The 18,891-nt window shown below is 64.9% G+C and carries 15 protein-coding genes and 8 tRNA genes; 20 read left to right on the top strand and 3 right to left on the bottom strand.

The features are described from left to right. Positions 1-15: 15 nt before the first annotated feature. The 14 genes from KUV81_RS11580 to KUV81_RS11515 all read left to right on the top strand — a co-directional run bounded on the left by KUV81_RS11580 (position 16) and on the right by KUV81_RS11515 (position 8,871). Positions 16-90: transfer RNA gene (locus KUV81_RS11580), tRNA-Gln, on the top strand. 222 nt (positions 91-312) lie between these two features. After that, positions 313-1,260: a ribose-phosphate pyrophosphokinase gene (locus KUV81_RS11575; RefSeq protein ID WP_222544006.1), complete on the top strand. Its 948-nt coding sequence runs from the start codon at positions 313-315 to the stop codon at positions 1,258-1,260. A gap of 169 nt (positions 1,261-1,429) precedes the next feature. After that, a complete protein-coding gene (locus tag KUV81_RS11570; protein ID WP_222544005.1) occupies positions 1,430-3,436 on the top strand; it encodes a bifunctional metallophosphatase/5'-nucleotidase in 2,007 nt (668 codons plus the stop codon). A gap of 190 nt (positions 3,437-3,626) precedes the next feature. Then, on the top strand, positions 3,627-5,339 hold the full coding sequence (gene ushA / locus KUV81_RS11565; RefSeq protein ID WP_261389347.1) for a bifunctional UDP-sugar hydrolase/5'-nucleotidase UshA: 1,713 nt from the start codon (positions 3,627-3,629) through the stop codon (positions 5,337-5,339). 173 nt (positions 5,340-5,512) lie between these two features. Continuing rightward, on the top strand, positions 5,513-6,139 hold the full coding sequence (locus tag KUV81_RS11560) for a 50S ribosomal protein L25/general stress protein Ctc (RefSeq protein ID WP_222544004.1): 627 nt from the start codon (positions 5,513-5,515) through the stop codon (positions 6,137-6,139). A 2-nt stretch (positions 6,140-6,141) separates the two neighbouring features. Beyond that, entirely contained in the window at positions 6,142-6,738 is a 597-nt protein-coding gene (pth, locus tag KUV81_RS11555; RefSeq protein ID WP_222544003.1) for an aminoacyl-tRNA hydrolase, read from the top strand. Positions 6,739-6,761: 23 nt separating this feature from the next. Then, positions 6,762-7,853, top strand: a complete 1,092-nt coding sequence (gene ychF, locus KUV81_RS11550) for a redox-regulated ATPase YchF (RefSeq protein ID WP_222544002.1) — start codon at positions 6,762-6,764, stop codon at positions 7,851-7,853. 286 nt (positions 7,854-8,139) lie between these two features. Further along, positions 8,140-8,216: transfer RNA gene (locus tag KUV81_RS11545), tRNA-Met, on the top strand. A 32-nt stretch (positions 8,217-8,248) separates the two neighbouring features. Next, positions 8,249-8,333: transfer RNA gene (locus tag KUV81_RS11540), tRNA-Leu, on the top strand. 5 nt (positions 8,334-8,338) lie between these two features. Continuing rightward, positions 8,339-8,413 (top strand) — tRNA-Gln (locus tag KUV81_RS11535). A gap of 61 nt (positions 8,414-8,474) precedes the next feature. Beyond that, a tRNA-Met gene (locus tag KUV81_RS11530) sits at positions 8,475-8,551 on the top strand. 30 nt (positions 8,552-8,581) lie between these two features. Beyond that, a tRNA-Gln gene (locus tag KUV81_RS11525) sits at positions 8,582-8,656 on the top strand. 32 nt (positions 8,657-8,688) lie between these two features. Further along, a tRNA-Gln gene (locus KUV81_RS11520) sits at positions 8,689-8,763 on the top strand. Between the two features lie 33 nt (positions 8,764-8,796). Continuing rightward, positions 8,797-8,871, top strand: a tRNA-Gln gene (locus tag KUV81_RS11515). A gap of 103 nt (positions 8,872-8,974) precedes the next feature. On the opposite strand, the gene KUV81_RS11510 is transcribed toward KUV81_RS11515, so the two are convergent. Further along, complete coding sequence (locus tag KUV81_RS11510; RefSeq protein WP_222544001.1) at positions 8,975-10,948, bottom strand: TonB-dependent copper receptor; 1,974 nt, start codon at positions 10,946-10,948, stop codon at positions 8,975-8,977. Between the two features lie 108 nt (positions 10,949-11,056). Here KUV81_RS11510 and KUV81_RS11505 point away from each other — a divergent pair, with 108 nt between their 5' ends. Continuing rightward, entirely contained in the window at positions 11,057-11,275 is a 219-nt protein-coding gene (locus KUV81_RS11505; RefSeq protein ID WP_222544000.1) for an ATP-binding protein, read from the top strand. On the opposite strand, the gene KUV81_RS11500 is transcribed toward KUV81_RS11505, so the two are convergent. Together KUV81_RS11500 and KUV81_RS11495 are read right to left on the bottom strand one after the other, a co-directional pair. Next, positions 11,244-13,280, bottom strand: coding sequence for an FUSC family protein (locus KUV81_RS11500; RefSeq protein WP_222543999.1), 2,037 nt, complete (start codon positions 13,278-13,280; stop codon positions 11,244-11,246). The two genes, KUV81_RS11505 and KUV81_RS11500, sit on opposite strands and share 32 nt — an antisense overlap. Before the next feature lie 6 nt (positions 13,281-13,286). Continuing rightward, the gene (locus KUV81_RS11495) at positions 13,287-14,453 is read right to left on the bottom strand and encodes an FAD-dependent oxidoreductase (protein WP_222543998.1); all 1,167 of its coding nucleotides are present in this window, start codon (positions 14,451-14,453) and stop codon (positions 13,287-13,289) included. A 180-nt stretch (positions 14,454-14,633) separates the two neighbouring features. On the opposite strand from KUV81_RS11495, the gene KUV81_RS11490 reads away from it, so the two are divergent. The 5 genes from KUV81_RS11490 (at position 14,634) to corC (ending at position 18,875) form a co-directional block, all read left to right on the top strand. After that, positions 14,634-14,936 carry a hypothetical protein gene (locus tag KUV81_RS11490; protein WP_222543997.1) on the top strand — a complete coding sequence of 101 codons (303 nt, stop codon included), beginning with the start codon at positions 14,634-14,636 and terminating at the stop codon, positions 14,934-14,936. A 76-nt stretch (positions 14,937-15,012) separates the two neighbouring features. Next, entirely contained in the window at positions 15,013-16,443 is a 1,431-nt protein-coding gene (miaB, locus tag KUV81_RS11485; protein ID WP_222543996.1) for a tRNA (N6-isopentenyl adenosine(37)-C2)-methylthiotransferase MiaB, read from the top strand. A gap of 9 nt (positions 16,444-16,452) precedes the next feature. After that, on the top strand, positions 16,453-17,508 hold the full coding sequence (locus tag KUV81_RS11480) for a PhoH family protein (protein ID WP_222543995.1): 1,056 nt from the start codon (positions 16,453-16,455) through the stop codon (positions 17,506-17,508). Further along, positions 17,508-17,954, top strand: coding sequence for an rRNA maturation RNase YbeY (ybeY, locus tag KUV81_RS11475; protein WP_222544250.1), 447 nt, complete (start codon positions 17,508-17,510; stop codon positions 17,952-17,954). Before KUV81_RS11480 ends, ybeY begins: the two co-directional genes overlap by 1 nt. Before the next feature lie 33 nt (positions 17,955-17,987). Continuing rightward, a complete protein-coding gene (corC, locus tag KUV81_RS11470) occupies positions 17,988-18,875 on the top strand; it encodes a CNNM family magnesium/cobalt transport protein CorC (protein ID WP_222543994.1) in 888 nt (295 codons plus the stop codon). Positions 18,876-18,891: the final 16 nt, after the last annotated feature.

Below are 18,891 nucleotides of genomic sequence, written 5' to 3'. Positions count from 1 at the left end.
ACAAAAACAGACGATTGGGCTATCGCCAAGCGGTAAGGCAGCGGGTTTTGATCCCGCCATTCCCAGGTTCGAATCCTGGTAGCCCAGCCATAATTCGGCTCGCGATCTCTCCACCAAGGTCCAGATTGGTTCGATCGCGGCCCACCGTCCGGCAGGGCCGGAGGGTGCCCCAGGGGCATTTTTGACACAGGGTCGGGGCGTTACGCTACCGGCCAACTTTGAGAAGTTAACGGAGAATGGCCAGCACGCCGCTGGGTTCCTGTCCCAGGCGCGCGGTCTTCCACCCAAGTCAATAAGCCTGAGGTTCTTCCTGTGCCCGACATCAAGCTTTTTGCCGGTAACGCCACACCGGAACTTGCCAGTCGCATCGCCCAACGCCTGTACTCCTCCCTGGGTGAAGCCGAGGTGGGTCGTTTCTCCGACGGAGAGATCAGCGTCCAAATCAATGAAAACGTTCGCGGCGCTGACGTATTCATTATCCAATCAACCTGTGCCCCCACCAACGACAACCTGATGGAGCTGGTGGTGATGGTCGACGCCCTGCGTCGCGCCTCCGCCGGCCGCATCACCGCGGTGATCCCCTACTTCGGTTACGCCCGCCAGGACCGCCGCGTGCGCTCCGCCCGGGTGCCGATCACCGCCAAGGTGGTGGCCGACTTCCTCTCCAGCGTGGGTGTGGACCGGGTCCTGACCTGTGACCTGCACGCCGAGCAGATCCAGGGCTTCTTCGATGTGCCCGTGGACAACGTGTTCGGCAGCCCGGTGCTGCTTGAGGACATGAAGCAAAAGGCCCTGGACAACCCGGTGGTGGTCTCCCCGGACATCGGTGGTGTGGTGCGTGCCCGTGCCGTGGCCAAGCTGCTGGACGACAGCGACCTGGCGATCATCGATAAGCGTCGTCCCCGCGCCAACGTCTCCCAGGTGATGCACATCATCGGTGACGTGAAGGACCGCGACTGCATCATCGTGGACGACATGATCGACACCGGTGGCACCCTGTGTAAGGCGGCCGAGGCCCTCAAGGAGCACGGCGCCCGTCGCGTGTTCGCCTACGCCACCCACCCGGTGTTCTCCGGCAACGCCGCCGAGAACATCAAGAACTCCGTCATCGATGAGGTGATCGTCACCGACACCATCCCGCTGAAGGACGAGATGAAGGCCACCGGTAAGGTGAGCCAGCTGACCATGAGCCAGGTGATGGCCGAGGCGATCCGCCGGGTCAGCAACGAAGAGTCCATCTCCGCGATGTTCGAGCATTAATCGGCCCCTCAGCCGAGTGCGAAACGCCCCGCCCCTGGCGGGGCGTTTTTTGTTCGTGATCCCGATCACGTTCGTAAATTAGTGTCACATCTTGTTGTTTTTCGGGTGTTACATATACGCCGCCACCCAGATGGCAGCCTATAAGCCTTCACAACAAGAGACCAGATTGATGAACCTACAACGCACGGCCCTGGCTTTGGCCCTGACCGGCCTGATGGTCGGCTGCAGCAACAGCTCCAGCGATGACAACCAGGGCACCCCCTTCGCCCTGACCATCGCCCACATCAACGACACCCACTCCAACTTCGACCCCATCAACAGCAGCTTCGCCAACCCGACGCTGCGTGACGGTCAGGCGGTCTACAACCAGTTTGGCGGCCACCCCCGCCTGCTCAGTGCGGTGGACGAGATCAAGGGCAGTGCCGAGCGCCAGGACCAGAGCCTGCTTTTCCTGCACGGCGGCGACGCCTGGCAGGGCACCGGCTACTTCAAGCTCAACAACGGCCGTATGAACGCCGACATCCTGAGCCTGATGGGGCTGGACGCCATGGCGGTGGGCAACCACGAATTTGACCTGGACAACGCCACCCTGGCCGAGTTCATCGATAACGTCACCTTCCCGGTGCTGGGCGCCAATATGGACGTCAGCCAGGACGCCGATCTGGCCGACGTCAGCAACCTCAAGCCCTACGTGGTGTTCGCCTTCGACGGCCACACCAAGACCCGGGTGACCGATCTGGACAACCTGCCCCAGGGTCAGCAGCTGGTGGCGGTGTTTGGCGTGGTGCTGGAGGACATGCCCACCATCTCCCCCAACGTGGGTGACGTCACCTTCCAGGCGGAGGTCGACACCGCCCAGGCCATCGTCGACGAACTCAAGGCGCTGGGGGTCGACAAGATCCTGGCCCTGACCCACCTGGGCACCAGCCGTGACATCAACCTGGCCCAGAACGTCGACGGCATCGACGTCATCGTCGGCGGCCACTCCCACTCCCTGCTGGGGGATTTCTCCAACCTGGGGATGGGCGACAGCGAGGTGCAGTACGCCCAGCTGGTGGAAACCCCCAACGGCGGCCTGACCTGCATCGTCCAGGCCGGCCAGTACGCCCAGGCGGTGGGCCAGGCCGAGGTGGTCTTTGACGCTCAGGGCAACATCGATCAGTGCGGCGGCGGCAACACCCTGCTCTCCTCCGACACCTTCTATGCCGAGAGTCAGCGCCAGGAGGCGGACCGCCTGGTGGGCGCCGAACACGCCGAGGTGGCCAACTTCATCGCCGGCCAGGACAACATCCGCATCCAGGCCGAGGACGCCACTCTGCGCGCCCACATCGACACCCACTACAAGCCGGCCCTGGACGAGGCCTACGGTGAGGTGATCGCCCAGGTGCCCGAAACCCTGGTGCACGAGCGCCGTCCCGGCGACAACGGCATGGACGAGCACGGCTCCCGGGTGGCCCCCATCGTGGCCGAAGGCCAGCGCTACTGGGCCAACCTGCCGGAGGTGGTCGCCGAGACCGGCATGAGTGTAGATCTGGCCCTGGTGGGCGCCGGTGGTGTGCGCACCAACATTGACGAGGGCGCCTACTACGAGGGCAGCGTGTCCCTCGAGCTGCTGCCCTTCTCCAACTACCTGTCGGTGGTGGAGCTGACCGGCGCCGAGATTCGCCAGCTGCTGACCGAAACCATCACCCTGGCGCTGCCCAACGACGCCCACATGGGCAAGTTCCCCTACATCGGCGGCGCCCGCTACGTGTTCAAGGAGACCGAATCCCAGGTCGGCGGCCACATCGAGACCCTGGAGCTGCTCACTGGCGGCACCGAGGCCGAGCCCCAGTGGACCGCCATCGAGGACACGGCCCACTACAACGTGGTGATGACCAACTACAACGCCAACGGCAACGACGACTGGCACGCCATGTACGAAGCCCAGGCCGACGGCGCCAAGCGCTTCGACATCATCCTGGTGGACGGCGCTCCGATGGTTTACCCGGTGGAGAAGGTGCTGTTTGACGGCAGCAGCTACACCGCGGTCTACGCCGACGGCGCCCCGGACTGCGATCAAACCGGCGCCCAGTGCAACACCGACGCCCTGGCGGTGATCGAGTACATCGACGACACCCGCAACGAGCTGGTGGAGATGCAGTACCAGGGCGTGACCTTGAACCGGGCCCAGTAATCCGGACGCCCGACAGAAAAGCCCGCCTTTTGGCGGGCTTTTTTTTGTCCGCAGTGCCTCAAGGCAACCGGCGGAGAATTGGGGGCTTTTGGGCCCAGACCCTCAAAGGGCCCCGGCACAGGGCGCCAATGGCCCGGCAAAGCCCCGCCGCTTTGGCTACTGTTGCTCCATTCCCACCCAGGAGGATCGGATGATGAGTTACCGAGCTGTTCTGCTGTGCCTGGTCACCCTAACCCTGCCTTCGGCTCTGGCCAAGCCCCCCGGGGTGCCGCCGGGGCCCCCCTTCGACCCGCCGGGGCCGCCCGAGACGCCGCCGGGTTTGGCCAAGCAGACGGTGCGCTTTACCGTGCTGCACACCAACGACCACCACGGCCGCTTCTGGCGCAACGGCGACGGTGAGCTGGGAATGGCCGCCCGCAAGACCCTGATCGACCGCATCACCGCCGAGGTGGAAGCCGAGGGGGGCGAAGTGCTGCTGCTCTCCGGTGGCGACATCAACACCGGGGTGCCGGAGTCGGATCTGCAGGATGCCGAGCCGGACTTTGTCGGCATGAATCTGTTGGGCTATGACGCCATGGCGGTGGGCAACCACGAGTTTGACAACCCCCGGGATGTCCTGGCCGCCCAGGAGGCGCTGGCCCAGTTCCCCTTCCTCTCCGCCAACATCTACGACGCCGACAGCGGCGACCGGATTTTTGCCCCCTACCAGCTGTTTGACGTCAATGATCTCAGCATCGCCGTGGTGGGCTTCACCACCGCCGACACCGGCAAGCTGGCCAACCCCGACTACGTGGCCGGCCTGGAGTTTCGCGATCCCCGCGACGTGGCGGCCACCCTGCTGCCGATGATCGAGCAGGAGCACGATCCGGATCTGATCTTTGCCGTGACCCACATGGGCCACTACGCCAACGGCGCCAACGGCAGCAACGCCCCCGGGGACGTGGCCCTGGCCGAATCCCTGCCCGCCGGCCTGCTGGACATGATCGTCGGCGGCCACTCCCAGAACCCGGTCTGCGTGCGGGACGACGGCTCCGGCGAGTACGCCGATTTCGGCCCCGGCGATCCCTGCCTGCCGGACAACAAGAACGGCACCTGGATTGTCCAGGCCTTCGAGTGGGGCAAGTACGTCGGCCGGGCCGATTTTGCCTACCGCAAGGGGCGCCTGACCCTGGAGAGCTACGCCCTGATCCCGGTCAACCTCAAGGACGACGAGGGCAACGTCATCGTCGAACCCATCGAGGAGGACGCCGAGGTGCTGGCGGTGCTGCAGCCCTACCAGGACGCCGGGGACGAGGCCCTGGGCCGGGTGATCGCCCAGAGTGACGGCCGCCTGGAGGGGGACCGTGACGTGGTGCGCAGCCAGCAGACCAACCTGGGCCGCCTGATCGCCACCGCCCAGAACGAGGTGGTGCAGGGGGCCGGTTTCGGCATCATGAACTCCGGCGGGGTGCGCGCCTCCATCGAGGCCGGCGAGGTCACCTACCGGGATGTGCTGACGGTCCAGCCCTTCGGCAATACCGTCGCCCAGGCCACCTTAAGCGGAGACGAGCTGCTGGAATACCTCGGCGAGGTGGCCAGTAAACAGATCGGCTCCGGCGCCTACGCCCAGTTCGCGGGCATCAGCATGGAGGTGGACTGCCAGGCGATGTCGGTGAGCATCAGCGCCATCGGCGGCGTCGACTTTGACCCCTCCGGCGAGTACGTCTTCTCCATCCCCAGCTTCAATGCCGCCGGCGGCGACAACTACCCGGTGCTGGAGGTGATCGACACCGGCTTTGTCGACGCCCAGATCCTGGCGGAGTTTATGGAGGAGCTGGGCACCATCCAGGTGGCGGATTTCGAGCCCATGGGCGAGATCCAGTACCTCAACTCCCTGAGCGACACCGGCTGTCAGCTCGAATGAGCATAAAGGGGGCCAGTCGGCCCCCTTTTGCGGCCGGTTTGAGCGCTTTGCGGTCAAAGTGGTAGACTATCGCGCCGGCAATTTCTTGGTAGTTTGCCGGCACTCGTCTACAAGGAACAGACCTGTCTTGGTCGCGAGGCAGGTTGGACACCCCAAAACAAGGAGAACGGACCATGTCGCAATTCGAATTTGATGCTCATGTCCGTACCGAACTGGGCACCGGTGCGAGCCGCCGGTTGCGTAGGGCAGAACAGCTGCCCGCAGTGTTGTACGGTGCAGACGACGCTCCTGTGGCCATCACTTTGGACCACAAGAAAGTCAACCAAGCCCAGGAACAGGAGGCGTTTTACAGCCAGGTCCTGACCCTGAACATCGAAGGCAAAAAGGTGGAGGCGATCGTCAAGGCGATCCAGCGCCACCCCTTCAAACCCAAGCTGCTGCACATCGATTTCCAGCGGATCAAGCGGGGCACCGCCATGACCGCTACCGTGCCGCTGCACTTCGTGAACGAAGACTCCTCCGACGGCGCCAAGGCCGGCGGCACCATTATGCACCTGCTCAACGAGGTGACGGTGCGCTGCCTGCCCAAGGATCTGCCGGAGTTCATCGAAGTGGACATACAAGCCCTCAACACCGGTGAGGCGCTGCACCTGTCCGATCTGGCGATGCCAGCGGGAGTGGAGCTGCCCAACCTGGAAGCGGGGTCCGACAACGATCTGTCGGTGGTGAGCATCCAGCCGCCCAAGGGTGGCAGCGACGATGACGCCGAAGACACCGAAGAGCAAGAGACACAAGAGTAACGGTGAGCAACAACATCCGTTTGATCGTGGGCCTGGCCAATCCAGGCCCCGAATACGCCCACACGCGTCACAACGCCGGTGAGTGGCTGGTGAACGAACTGGCCCGCACCCACAACGTGACCCTGAAAAGCGAAAGCAAGTTTTTTGGCCTGACCGGACGCATCCAGTCCGGGGGCAAGGATCTGCGCCTGCTGATCCCCACCACCTTCATGAACCTGTCCGGCAAGTCGGTGGCCACCCTGGCCAACTTCTACGACATCGCGCCGGAGGAGATCATGGTGGCCCACGACGAGCTGGATCTGCCCCCCGGGGTGGCCCGCTTCAAGCTCGGTGGCGGCCACGGTGGCCACAACGGCCTGAAGGACATCATCAGCCGGCTGGGCAACAACAAGAATTTCTACCGCCTACGGATCGGCATCGGCCATCCGGGGGATCGTAACCGGGTCACCGGCTACGTACTGGGCAAGGCCCCCGCCGCCGAGCAGCGGGCCATGGACGAGGCCATCGATGAAGCCAGCCGCAGCATCGACATCCTGCTCAGTGACGGCATCACCAAGGCACAGAATCGCCTCCACACTTTCTCGGCCCAACCGGCCTAATCGACACAAAGGTTAACGACACCATGGGTTTTAAATGCGGTATCGTGGGCCTGCCCAACGTGGGCAAGTCCACCCTGTTCAACGCACTGACCAAGGCCGGCATCGAAGCGGCCAACTTCCCCTTCTGCACCATCGAGCCCAATACCGGGGTGGTACCGGTGCCGGATCAGCGTCTGGACGCCCTGGCCAAGATCGTCAACCCCCAGCGTGTGCTGCCCACCACCATGGAGTTTGTGGACATCGCCGGCCTGGTGAAAGGCGCCTCCACCGGGGAGGGGCTGGGCAACAAGTTCCTGGCCAACATCCGGGAGACCGACGCCATCGGTCACGTGGTGCGCTGCTTTGAGAACGACAACATCGTCCACGTCGCCGGCGGCGTGAACCCCGCGGCGGACATCGAGGTGATCAACACCGAGCTGGCCCTGGCGGACCTGGACGCCGTGGAGAAAGCCCTGCTGCGCCTGGCCAAACGCGCCAAGGGCGGCGACAAGGACGCCAAGGCGGAGATCCTGGTGCTGGAGAAGCTGTTGCCGGTGCTGGAAGCCGGTGGCATGGCCCGCTCCGTCACCCTGGCCCCGGAAGAGGCGGCCCGCATCCAGTACATGGGCCTGTTGACCCTCAAGCCCACCATGTACATCGCCAACGTCAACGACGACGGTTTCGAGAACAACCCCTACCTGGACAAGGTGCGTGAGATCGCCGCTGGAGAGAACGCCGTGGTGGTGCCGGTGTGCGCCGAGATCGAGTCCGAGATCGCCGAACTGGACGACGAGGAGCGCGAGGAGTTCATGGCGGATCTGGGCATCGATGAGCCGGGCCTGAACCGGGTGATCCGCTCCGGTTACGAGCTTTTGGACCTGCAGACCTACTTCACCGCCGGTGTGAAAGAGGTGCGCGCCTGGACCATCCCGGTGGGCGCCACCGGCCCCCAGGCGGCGGGCAAGATCCACACCGATTTCGAGCGCGGCTACATCCGTGCCGAGGTGATCGCCTACGACGACTACGTCACCCTGGGCGGGGAGAACGCCGCCAAGGAAGCGGGCAAGAAGCGCTCCGAAGGTAAGGACTACGTGGTCAAAGACGGCGACGTGATCCACTTCCTGTTCAACGTCTGAGTCCCCGCCGCCTCAGTCCACAGCCCGGCTTCGGCCGGGCTGTGTGCGTCTGGGCCCCAGCACCGCCCTCCCCGACCGGCCCTGAGTCCACCCGACAGGGCCGATGCCCCGACGCCGGCAGCGCTGCTTTTTTCATCGCCGCGGGCCCCCCGTTGCTGCATCTTTGCCTACTCTGATTATTTTGCGCCCGAACGATCCCGGCCCGGCACAAATCGCCGCAAAAGCAGTTGACGCTGTGGGGGCAACTCAGCATAATACGCCCCGCTCCCACCGATGGGGGCGCGATGGCTACGTAGCTCAGCTGGTTAGAGCACGGCACTCATAATGCCGGGGTCGCAGGTTCAAGTCCCGCCGTAGCCACCATTCTTTGTTTTGGGCGCTCAAAGCACTGAAACGCGGAAGTGGCGGAATTGGTAGACGCACCAGATTTAGGTTCTGGCGCCGCGAGGCGTGAGAGTTCAAGTCTCTCCTTCCGCACCATCTGTTGGGCTATCGCCAAGCGGTAAGGCAGCGGGTTTTGATCCCGCCATTCCCAGGTTCGAATCCTGGTAGCCCAGCCATTTTTAAGATGCACGACACGTCGGGCATCGATTGGAGCCATCCAATCACCACGGTTACCGTGGCTATGTAGCTCAGCTGGTTAGAGCACGGCACTCATAATGCCGGGGTCGCAGGTTCAAGTCCCGCCATAGCCACCATTTTTCGATTGCACTGCAATCACCCCCAGTTGGGCTATCGCCAAGCGGTAAGGCAGCGGGTTTTGATCCCGCCATTCCCAGGTTCGAATCCTGGTAGCCCAGCCATCTTCCGAACGACCTCGGTTGTTCACCCCAGTTGGGCTATCGCCAAGCGGTAAGGCAGCGGGTTTTGATCCCGCCATTCCCAGGTTCGAATCCTGGTAGCCCAGCCATCTTTTCGAACGACCCCGGTTGTTCACCCCAGTTGGGCTATCGCCAAGCGGTAAGGCAGCGGGTTTTGATCCCGCCATTCCCAGGTTCGAATCCTGGTAGCCCAGCCATCTTTCAAAAGCTCGCCTCGCGCGGGCTTTTGTCGTTTTTACCCCCCAGCTTGACAAAAAAGCGGCCCCGAAGGGCCGCAGCGCTGGCGTCGGGAAGGACACCTTAAAAGCGGTAATCCAGTCGCACCCAGGCGTTGCGCCCCGGCTCGTTGACCCGCACGGTGCGCTCCTCAGGTGGCAGCAGATCGTTGCCGGCACCGGATTTGCTGACGTGCTCGGCGTAGGCCTTATCAAAGAGGTTGTCGATGCCGAAACTCAGCCGGGTGGCCCTGCCGTGCTTCCAGGCGCCGTTCAACGACAGCACGCCGAACCCGGCGGTCTCCCCCAGGTCCTGGCCCACGATGTTGCCCTGCCCCACCGCCACCCGGTCCTGCCGGTCCACCAGGCGCCACAGCGCCCCGAACAGCCAGGTGTCGTTTTCGTAATCCAGTGCGATGCGCCCCTCCAGGGGCGAGATCTGGCCCAGGGGGACGCCATCGGTGTCGTTGTCGCCGTGGGTGTAAGCCAGGGTGGTGGTGAGGGTAAAATGCTGGGCAAAGGCCACGCTGGCCCCCAGCTCCCCCCCCCAGAGTGTGGCGTCGACGTTGCGGGCCGAGGGCTGACTGTTGTTGTCGATCAGGATGTAGTCCTGGATGTCCGCGTAGAACAGGGAGGCCGACAGCTCCAGTGGCCCCTGATGCAGCCAGCCGATGTCCAGCTGAGTGGTCTGCTCCGGTTCCAGCGTCAGGTTCTTGCCCGCCTTCATCACCTCCCAGTAATCGGCGATGCGCTGGGCGTACCCCACCCCGGCGTAGAACTGATGGTGCTCCAGCAGCCACTCGTAGCGGCCGAACCCGCTGAGCAGGTTTTCGGTCTTGTCATTGACCTTGCCCGTCCCGGACCAGCTGCCCAGCAGCGTCTGCTCGTAGCGATCGTAGCGGGCGCCGGCCACCACCTTGCCCGGCCCCAGGGCCCAGTCCGACTCCAGCAGCACCCCCAGGTTCTCCTTGCGGTAGACCTCCTCGAAAGCGGCCCCCAACAGCTCATCCAGGCTCAATCCACTGCGCATGTCCTGAGTGCTGTCCAGGTAGTCGACGCCCACCAACAGCTCCCAGCCCGCCACCGGCATCAGCTCAAACCAGAGGTGGCCGCCCAGGTTGGTGCGCCGGGGGTTGGTGCCGGGGACGGTGTTCTCGGGGCGGTCGAACTGGTCCATGATGTGATCGTTCTGGTTGTAGTAGGCCTGGAACTCCATCATGGCGAGCCAGTCCCGCTCTGAGCCGGTGCGCATCAACAGCGTGGCGTTCTCGTTGTCAATTTGCCGGGCCTTGTTGGCCCGATCCGCGTACTCGGCAGAGCCGGAGGCGAAGCCGTAGCTCAGCTCCACCACCGACTCGGCATCCGGGGTCCAGCCGATGGCGGTGTGGAAATTGTCCCGGTCGTAGCTGGACTGCATGACATCGCCGTTGCCGTCGGTGAAGTCGTCGCTTTCGGAGTGGTTGGCGTCGATGCGCCAGTAATGGTCCGGCGTTCCGGTCACCAGCTCCATGGCGTAGTCTTTGCGCTCAAAACTGCCGTAGGTCATGCTGGCCCGCCCCTCGGTGCCCCCCTCGGCCAGGCCAAAGTGGTCACGCTCGAACAGCACCGTCCCCGCCGAACCCACCGGGCCGTACTTGACGGTCTGCGGCCCCTTGATCACCTCCACCCGCTCGTAGGTGTCCGGTGAGATGTAGTTGGTGGGCGGATCCATTCGGCCGCCGCAGGTGCCCCCCACCTGCTGACCGTCGTTGACGATGTTGACCCGGGAGCCGGCCATCCCCCGCAGCGTAATGTCACCGCCGGCTCCACCCTTGCGGGTCACGTTGAAGCCGGGGATGGTACGCAGGAAGCCGGAGCCATCGAAGGCGGGCAGGGGCTGGCGGGGCAGCTTGGGGTCGGTCACCACGGTCAGGGGCGATTGCATCACCTCCGCCGTGACCACCTGGTACTCATCGCAGCGACCCTGCTCGGTGCAGTCGCTGATCTTATCGGCGTAGGCAGGCAGGGCCAACGCCAGGTTAACGGCCGCGGCGACGGCCAGAAGCTTGCTTTCGGGCATGAAGGATCGGTCCTTGTGAACGTTCAGCGCAGGGCAAGAGCCATGGGATAAGGCCCTTTTACGCCGATGCCAGAAAAGACCAAGCCCGCTGGGCCAGGGTGCGACAATATGCCGCAGGGGGGCGACAACATCGGTTTGAGTTTGAGCATTGAAGACCCCGGCGCCGGCCTGTCGAGCCCGAGTTCGGAGGGGCATGGCCTGGGGCTGTTGATCGTCACCGAGCTGTGTCGGCGCTACGGTTGGGTCTTTGCCCTGGAGGAGCGACCCGAAGGGGGCTGCCGGGCCAGCATCGACTTTACCGGGACGGCGGCGTCACCAGAGTGCTGAGGCGCTGGTAGCGCTCAAGCAACAGCGCCATCTGGTAGAGCACGAACCCGGCCCGGTTGGGCTCCTGGCCCTCCAGCTCGCCGTAGAGCCAGGCCTGCTCCTGCGCCAGTCCCACCGGCCAGGGACTGCGATCCCCGGCCATGGCGTCGGTCAGCACCCGGTAGGCCTCGCCGAACACCTGCTGCAGCCGCTCGCCCATGGGGTCCGGCAGCGTCAGTCCCCGCCGGGCCAGGGGTGCCAGGGCGTTCAGGTGACTCATCGCCCCCTTGTACTCCCCCAGCAAAGCCAGGCTGGCCTCGGCGTTGCGGTAGCCCGGCTCCTGTTTCATCTGGTTGAAGCTGGCGCTTAAGCTCACCCCCTGCTCGTAGGCCAGGCGCCGGGCACGGGCCAGTTGCACCGGCGCCACTGGCTTGCCCTCGAAGGTCATCAGCAGCAGCTGCAGATAGCGCTGCAGGTGGGCCAGGGCCTGGCGCCGCAGGGCCTGCTGACGGCCCCCCTGCCACTGGGGCCAGAGCCAGCGAAAGGCGGCAAACACCAGCACGCAGCCGATCAGGGTATCCAGCATCCGCGGCAACAATATGGAGTCGCCGCCAAACCCCAGGTACTCGAACATCAGCACCAGCAGCATGGAGGCGAAGGTGGTGGTTAGGCCGTGGTGCAGGGGCACCATGGCCAGGGTCACGGGCACCAGCGCCACCGCCAGCCCCAGGGCACCCTGACCGGTGACCCCCAGCCACACCAGCGCCGCCCCCAGGGCCAGGCCGGCAAAGGTGCCCGCCGCCCGCTGCCCCACCCGGTTGCGGGTGGCCACGTAGCTGCTCTGGGTCACCATGGCGATGGTGGTGAGGATCCAGTAGCCCTTCTCCAGCCCCATGTACTGGCTGATGAGCGAGCCCACCCCCAGCAACACCGCCACCCGCGCCGCCCCCCGCAGCACCGGCGAGGACCAGGTCATCATCTTGCGCCACTGAGCCCAGAGCCCCGGGGATTCGCCGCCGATGAAATCCCGTTGGTACAGCGGCGATACCCGCTCCGCCAGGCGGGCGATGCGACGCACGTTGCCCGCCATGTAGTGGGCCACCATGCCCCGGGGGCCGCCGGTCTCGGCCGCCTGCTCCAGGGCCGTCACCAGGGGCTCGGCCAGCGCCTGATGGCGGTCGCTCTGGGTGATGGGGCGCTGCTGGGCCAGGTCCCGGCTGATGCGCATCAGTCGGGCGGCCACCGCTCGGGTCCAGTCCCGGTAGAGGGGGTAGATGTCGTCGGAGGTGAACAGGGCACGGGCCTGCTCCGGCTGGGGGGTGGCCTGGAGCCGCTCCTGCAGATCCAGCGCCGCAATAAAGGCGTTTTTCAGTGGTGCGATGTCCCCCTGACGACCGAAGGCCGCCAGCTGGTTGCGGCACAGCCCCAGCTGCTGGCCCAGCTCGGCATCGAAGTGCAGTGGCAGCCCCTCCCCCCGCAGCTGCTCCGGCCGGGCCAGCAGCAGCTGGGCCAGGCGCCGATAGGCGGCGGAGAGGCTCTGGCGAAGGGGGTAGTGGCGCCAGAGGCGGTACCACAGGGCGCTGAACAGCATCAGCCAGAGCACGCAGCCGCTGTAGCCCAGGGCCAGTTGCCAGGCCGGAGCCAGATCCGAGGTGGCCAGCCCTACCACCGCCATCACCAGCACCGCCATCCCCAGGCGACCGGAGAGCTCGCCCCAGGCCGCGGCGCTGCCCATGGCCAGCCCCAGCAGGGCAAACCAGAGGGGCAACAGCGCGGGGCAGTGTTCGGTGATTAGGGCGGTCAGCCCCGAGGCCAGGGCGACGCCCAACAGGGCCAGGGCGATCCGGCCCCACCAGCGGGGGGAGGGTTGGTCCAGCGCCGCCACCAGCACCGCCGGCAGGGCCAGCATGGAGAGGGCCACCGGCCCCACCAGCCCCAGCGGCCAGGCCAATCCCAGCGCCAGCAGCAGTCCGAGGGAGAGCCTCAGAGACTGGTTGAGGGCGGGATTGAACCAGTAGCGCCGCACCGGGGATCAGAGCCCCATGGCGTACCGCATCACCTGGTTCTTCACCGGGCCGGCGTTCTGGGCCGCCATCAGGCCCAGGTTGCGTGCCAGCTTGAGGGGCAGGCGGTCGTTGGAGAACAGGGTATAGAAAAGATCCATGGTGGACTGCATCAGCAGGTTGTCGCGCCGGCGGGGGGTCTGGTAGCGCATCAGCACCGCCTCGCTGTCCCAGCTCTGGCCGCTGTCCTTGGCCTCCACCAGCACCTGGGCCAGGGTGGCCACGTCCTTGAAGCCCAGGTTGACCCCCTGGCCGGCCAGGGGATTGATGGTGTGGGCCGCGTCCCCCAGGAGCACCAGGCGACCGTCGAAATAGTGCTGGGCGTGCTGCCGGGTCAGGGGGAAACTGCCCCGGCCGTCGATTTCGAACGCCCCCAGGCGCTCCGGGAAGGCCTGCTGGATCGCCCGCTTCAGCTCGCCATCCTCTAGGCGCATCAGCTGGGCCACCTTCTCGGGGCTGTCGTACCACACCAGGGAGCCGTGATGACCCGCCAGGGGCAGGAAAGCCCGGGGGCCACTGGGGGTGAACTCCTGCCAGGTGATGGTCTGCTGTGGCGCCTCGGTGGTGATGTTGACCGCCAGACAGTGGTGGCGATATTGCCAGCCGGTCAGGCCGATGCCGGTGGCGGCGCGCACCCGGGAGCGGGCCCCGTCACAGCCCATCAGCAGCCGACCCTGCAGCCGGCGCTCGCCCACCTGCAGGTAGGCCCCGGCTTCGTCCTGCCAGATCCGGTCCGGCCCCTGGCCGGTGAGCAGGGTGATCCCGTCCAGCTCGGCCATCGCCTGCCACAGCCCCAGCTGCACCACCCGGTTCTCGATGATGTGGCCCAGGTGATCGCAGCCGATCTCGCTGGCCTCGAAGCGCACCTCGCTGCGCTGCCACTCCCAGGTGGCCAGGGTCTGGTAGGGGGCGGTGCGCATGGCGTCGATGGCCGACCAGGCCCCCAGCTGGCTCAGCAGCTGCTCCGAGGCGGCGCTGATGGCACTGACCCGCAGATCCCGCGGCTGCTCCGGGGCAAAGGGTTGCGGGGTCTGGGCTTCCACGATGGCCACGGAAAACCCTTTCTGGGCCAGGGCACAGGCGCTGGCGGCGCCCACCATGCCGGCCCCCACAATGAGGATGTCGTACTGCTCCATGATCTGGCTGTTTCAGGATGAAAAAAGTTGGCCCCATGATATGTCAAAAGCCGGGCTTACGTAATAAAAGGTAAGCGACGCGCACTCTACTCACATCCGCTTACATCCTCCGGTCCGCGGCCTCCAACCCTTTCCTAGACTCAGCCTGTCTTACTGAGGGACCCAAAAGGAGAAACCGTTATGCAAGTCCGTCCGCTGTGCCTCATCCTGACCCTCCTGTCCGCCCCGGCCGCGCTGGCCATGGAAACCGATGCCCGCTACGAAGTGCGTGGCCTCAAGGAAGCCAACCCCATCGTCGAGGAGATCAACCTCGCCCGGGCGATGATCCGCTACGAGCTGGCCCTGGACATTCAGCGCCAGGTGTACCACACCCTGAGCCAGCAGTTTGACCATCAAGTCGTGGAACAAGAGTTGGAAGAAGAGGAAGTTAGCCACAGCGCCGCCGCTTCCGGTCCGCTCACCACCCGCCACTGCCGCCACTGAAACCGCGCAACAACTGGCCAGCGTCGCTGCTGCGGTATAAAATACCCCGCTATTTTTTCCGGAGCGACGCTGATTGATGAGCAAGAAACTGCACATTAAGACCTGGGGCTGCCAGATGAACGAGTACGACTCGGCCAAGATGGCCGATCTGCTCGACGCCTTTGGCGGCTACACCCTCACCGACGAGGCCGAAGAGGCCGACGTACTGCTGCTGAACACCTGCTCCATTCGCGAGAAGGCGCAGGAGAAGGTGTTTCACCAGCTGGGCCGCTGGCGCCCGCTCAAGGAGCACAAGCCCGGCCTGGTGATCGGTGTGGGCGGCTGCGTCGCTTCCCAGGAGGGGGATGCCATCCGCGAACGCGCCCCCTACGTCGACATCGTGTTCGGCCCCCAGACCCTGCACCGCCTGCCGGAGATGATCGGCAAGATCCAGGCCGGCGAGCGCGGCGTGGTGGACGTCTCCTTCCCGGAGATCGAGAAGTTCGATCGCCTGCCGGAGCCTCGCGCCGAGGGGGCCAGCGCCTTCGTCTCCATCATGGAGGGCTGCAACAAGTACTGCTCCTTCTGCGTGGTGCCTTACACCCGCGGCGAGGAGGTCAGTCGCCCCCTGGACGACGTGCTCTACGAGGTGGCCCAGCTGGCCGAGCAGGGGGTTCGCGAGATCAACCTGCTGGGGCAGAACGTCAACGCCTACCGGGGCGAGACCCACGACGGTGAGATCTGCAGCTTCGCCGATCTGCTGCGCTTTGTCGCCGCCATCGACGGCATCGATCGCCTGCGCTTCACCACCAGCCACCCGGTGGAGTTCACCCAGGATATCATCGACGCCTACGCCGACGTGCCGGAACTGGTGGACTTCCTCCACCTGCCGGTGCAAAGCGGCTCCGACCGCATCCTGACCATGATGAAGCGCAACCACACGGCGCTGGAGTTCAAGTCCATCTGTCGCCGGCTGCGCAAGGTGCGCCCCAACATGCACATCAGCTCCGATTTCATCGTCGGTTTCCCCAACGAAACCGACCAGGATTTCGAAGACACCATGACGCTGATCGCCGAGATCGAATTCGATCAGAGTTTCTCCTTCATCTACAGCGCCCGTCCCGGCACCCCGGCGGCGGACATGGTGGACGACGTCAGCGAGCAGACCAAGAAGCAGCGCCTCTACGTCCTGCAGGAACGCATCAACCAGCAGGCGATGCAGTTCAGCCGCCGCATGCTGGGCAGCGTGCAGCGCATCCTGGTGGAGGGCCCCTCCAAGAAGAACGCCATGGAGCTGCGCGGTCGCACCGAGAACAACCGGGTGGTCAACTTCGAGGGCAGCCCGGAGCAGATCGGCACCTTCGTCGACGTCGAGATCACCGAAGTGCTGCCCCACTCCCTGCGTGGTACCCTTATCCGTACTGAGACGGAGATGGACCTGCGCCGGCAACTGCGCCCGGCGGAGATCCTGAAGCATCGCCCCAACGGCCAGCCGGACGCGCTGGGCGTGGCGACTTACCAGCCCTAAAGGGACACTGTGAGTAACAAACTGCTGACTTTAGAGGTTTTTCTCGAACCTGCACACAACCAGCGTCTGGCGGCCCTCTGCGGGCCCTTTGACGACAACCTCAAACAGATCGAGCGCCGACTGGGCGTGGAGATCAGTTACCGCAACAACCAGTTCACCGTGGTGGGCCAGCCCCACCAGGCCCAGGGCACCATTGAGCTGCTCAAGAGCCTCTACGTGGAGACGGCGCCGGTGAAGAACCAGCTGCCGGATCTGGAGCCGGAGCGGGTGCACCTGGCGATCCAGGAGCTGGTGGCCCTGGAGGCGGAAGACACCAGCGCCATGGGCAAAGAGGTGTTCTTCAAGACCAAGCGCGGGGTGCTCAAGCCCCGCAACCCCAACCAGGCCCAGTACATCCGCAACATCATCGCCCACGATATCTGCTTCGGCATCGGCCCGGCGGGCACCGGCAAGACCTACCTGGCGGTGGCCGCGGCGGTGGACGCCCTGGAACGCCAGGAGGTGCGCCGCATCCTGCTGACCCGTCCGGCGGTGGAAGCCGGGGAGAAGCTGGGCTTCCTGCCGGGAGACCTCTCCCAGAAGGTGGACCCCTACCTGCGTCCCCTCTACGACGCCCTGTTCGAGATGCTGGGCTTCGAGCGGGTGGAGCGGCTGATTGAGCGCAACGTCATCGAGGTGGCCCCGCTGGCCTACATGCGTGGCCGCACCCTGAACGACGCCTTCATCATCCTCGATGAGAGCCAGAACACCACGGTGGAGCAGATGAAGATGTTCCTGACCCGCATCGGCTTCAACAGCCGCGCGGTGATCACCGGCGACATCACCCAGGTGGACCTGCCCCGGGGCGCCCGCTCCGGGCTGCGTCACGCCATTGAGGTACTGCGGGAGGTGAACACCATCAGCTTCAACTTCTTCCAAAGCGGCGACGTGGTACGCCACCCGGTGGTGGCCCAGGTGGTCGAGGCCTATGAGGCCTTCGAGGAGAACGAGCGGGCCCGCAAGGCTCAGAAGGAGCGCGATCGCCTGGCCGAGCAGGCCGCCGCCCCCCAGGACGAGGCCGAATGATGGAACTGGACCTGCAACTGGCCGTCGAGGCCGATGCCCTGCCCGATGAGGCCCAGTTGAACCGCTGGGCCGCCCTGGCCCTGGCCGACCGCCCGGAGGCGGAACTGACCATCCGCATCACCGACGAGGCGGAGAGCCAGCAGCTCAACCGGGATTACCGCGGCAAGGACAAGCCCACCAATGTGCTCTCCTTCCCCTTCGAGGCCCCCCCGGGCATTGAGCTGCCCCTGCTGGGGGATCTGGTGATCTGCGCCGCCGTGGTGGCGCGGGAAGCAGAGGAGCAAAGCAAGGCCCCCATGGACCACTGGGCCCATATGGTGATCCACGGCTGTTTGCACCTGATCGGCTACGATCACATCGACGATGAGGACGCCGAACAGATGGAAGCCCTGGAGCGCCAGCTTCTGGCGCAGCTGGGCATTGCCGATCCCTATCAAGAGCGGTAATCTCTCTGACAGGCCCCTAATCCATAGGACAACATGAACGAAGACCAACCTCCGTCGAGCCAGCCCCAACCGAAAAAAAGCTGGTTTGAACGTCTTAGCCAACTCTTTGGTGGCGAACCGCAAAACCGTCAGGAACTGGTGGACGTCATACAGGACGCCGAACAGCGCGACCTGATTGACGAAGACACCAAAGAGATGATCAAGGGGGTACTTGAAGTCTCGGATCTCAAGGTCCGGGATTTGATGATCCCCCGCTCCCAGATGATCACCATCGAGAAGAACCAATCTGTTGACGCTTTCCTGCCCATCGTGATCGAATCCGCCCACAGCCGTTTCCCGGTCATCGACCGCGACAAGGACCACATCGAGGGGATCCTGCTGGCCAAGGACCTGCTGGCTTACGGCTTCGGCAACGGCGACGATTTCAGCCTGGAGAAGGTACTGCGTCCGGCGGTGGTGGTGCCCGAAAGCAAGCGGGTGGATGTGCTGCTCAAGGAGTTCCGCTCCGACCGCTACCACATGGCCATCGTGGTGGACGAGTACGGCGGCGTGTCCGGCCTCATCACCATTGAGGATGTGCTGGAGGCGATCGTCGGTGACATCGAGGATGAGACCGATCTGGAGGAGGACACCCAGGCCCACATCCGGCGCGTCAGCCGCCAGGTCTGGTCCGTGGCCGCCCTGACCCCCATCGAGGAGTTCAACGAGCACTTCGACTGCGGCTTCTCCGACATGGAGTACGACACCGTCGGTGGACTGGTCAGCCACGCCTTCGGCCACCTGCCGGAGCGCGGTGAAACGGTGGAGCTGGAAGGCTTCGAGTTCAAGGTGGTCAGCGCCGACACCCGGCGCCTGGTGCAGCTTCAGGTGCGCACCGCCGGCCAGGCCGACGAACTGACCGAGGATCCCTCCGCCGCCTAATGCCCACTCAAGGAAC

Source organism: Ferrimonas balearica, assembly GCF_019802085.1.
Classification (GTDB): Bacteria; Pseudomonadota; Gammaproteobacteria; order Enterobacterales; family Shewanellaceae; genus Ferrimonas; species Ferrimonas balearica_B.
The sequence above is the reverse complement of the archived record's forward strand: the minus strand, read 5'-3'. Positions and strand labels throughout refer to the sequence as shown.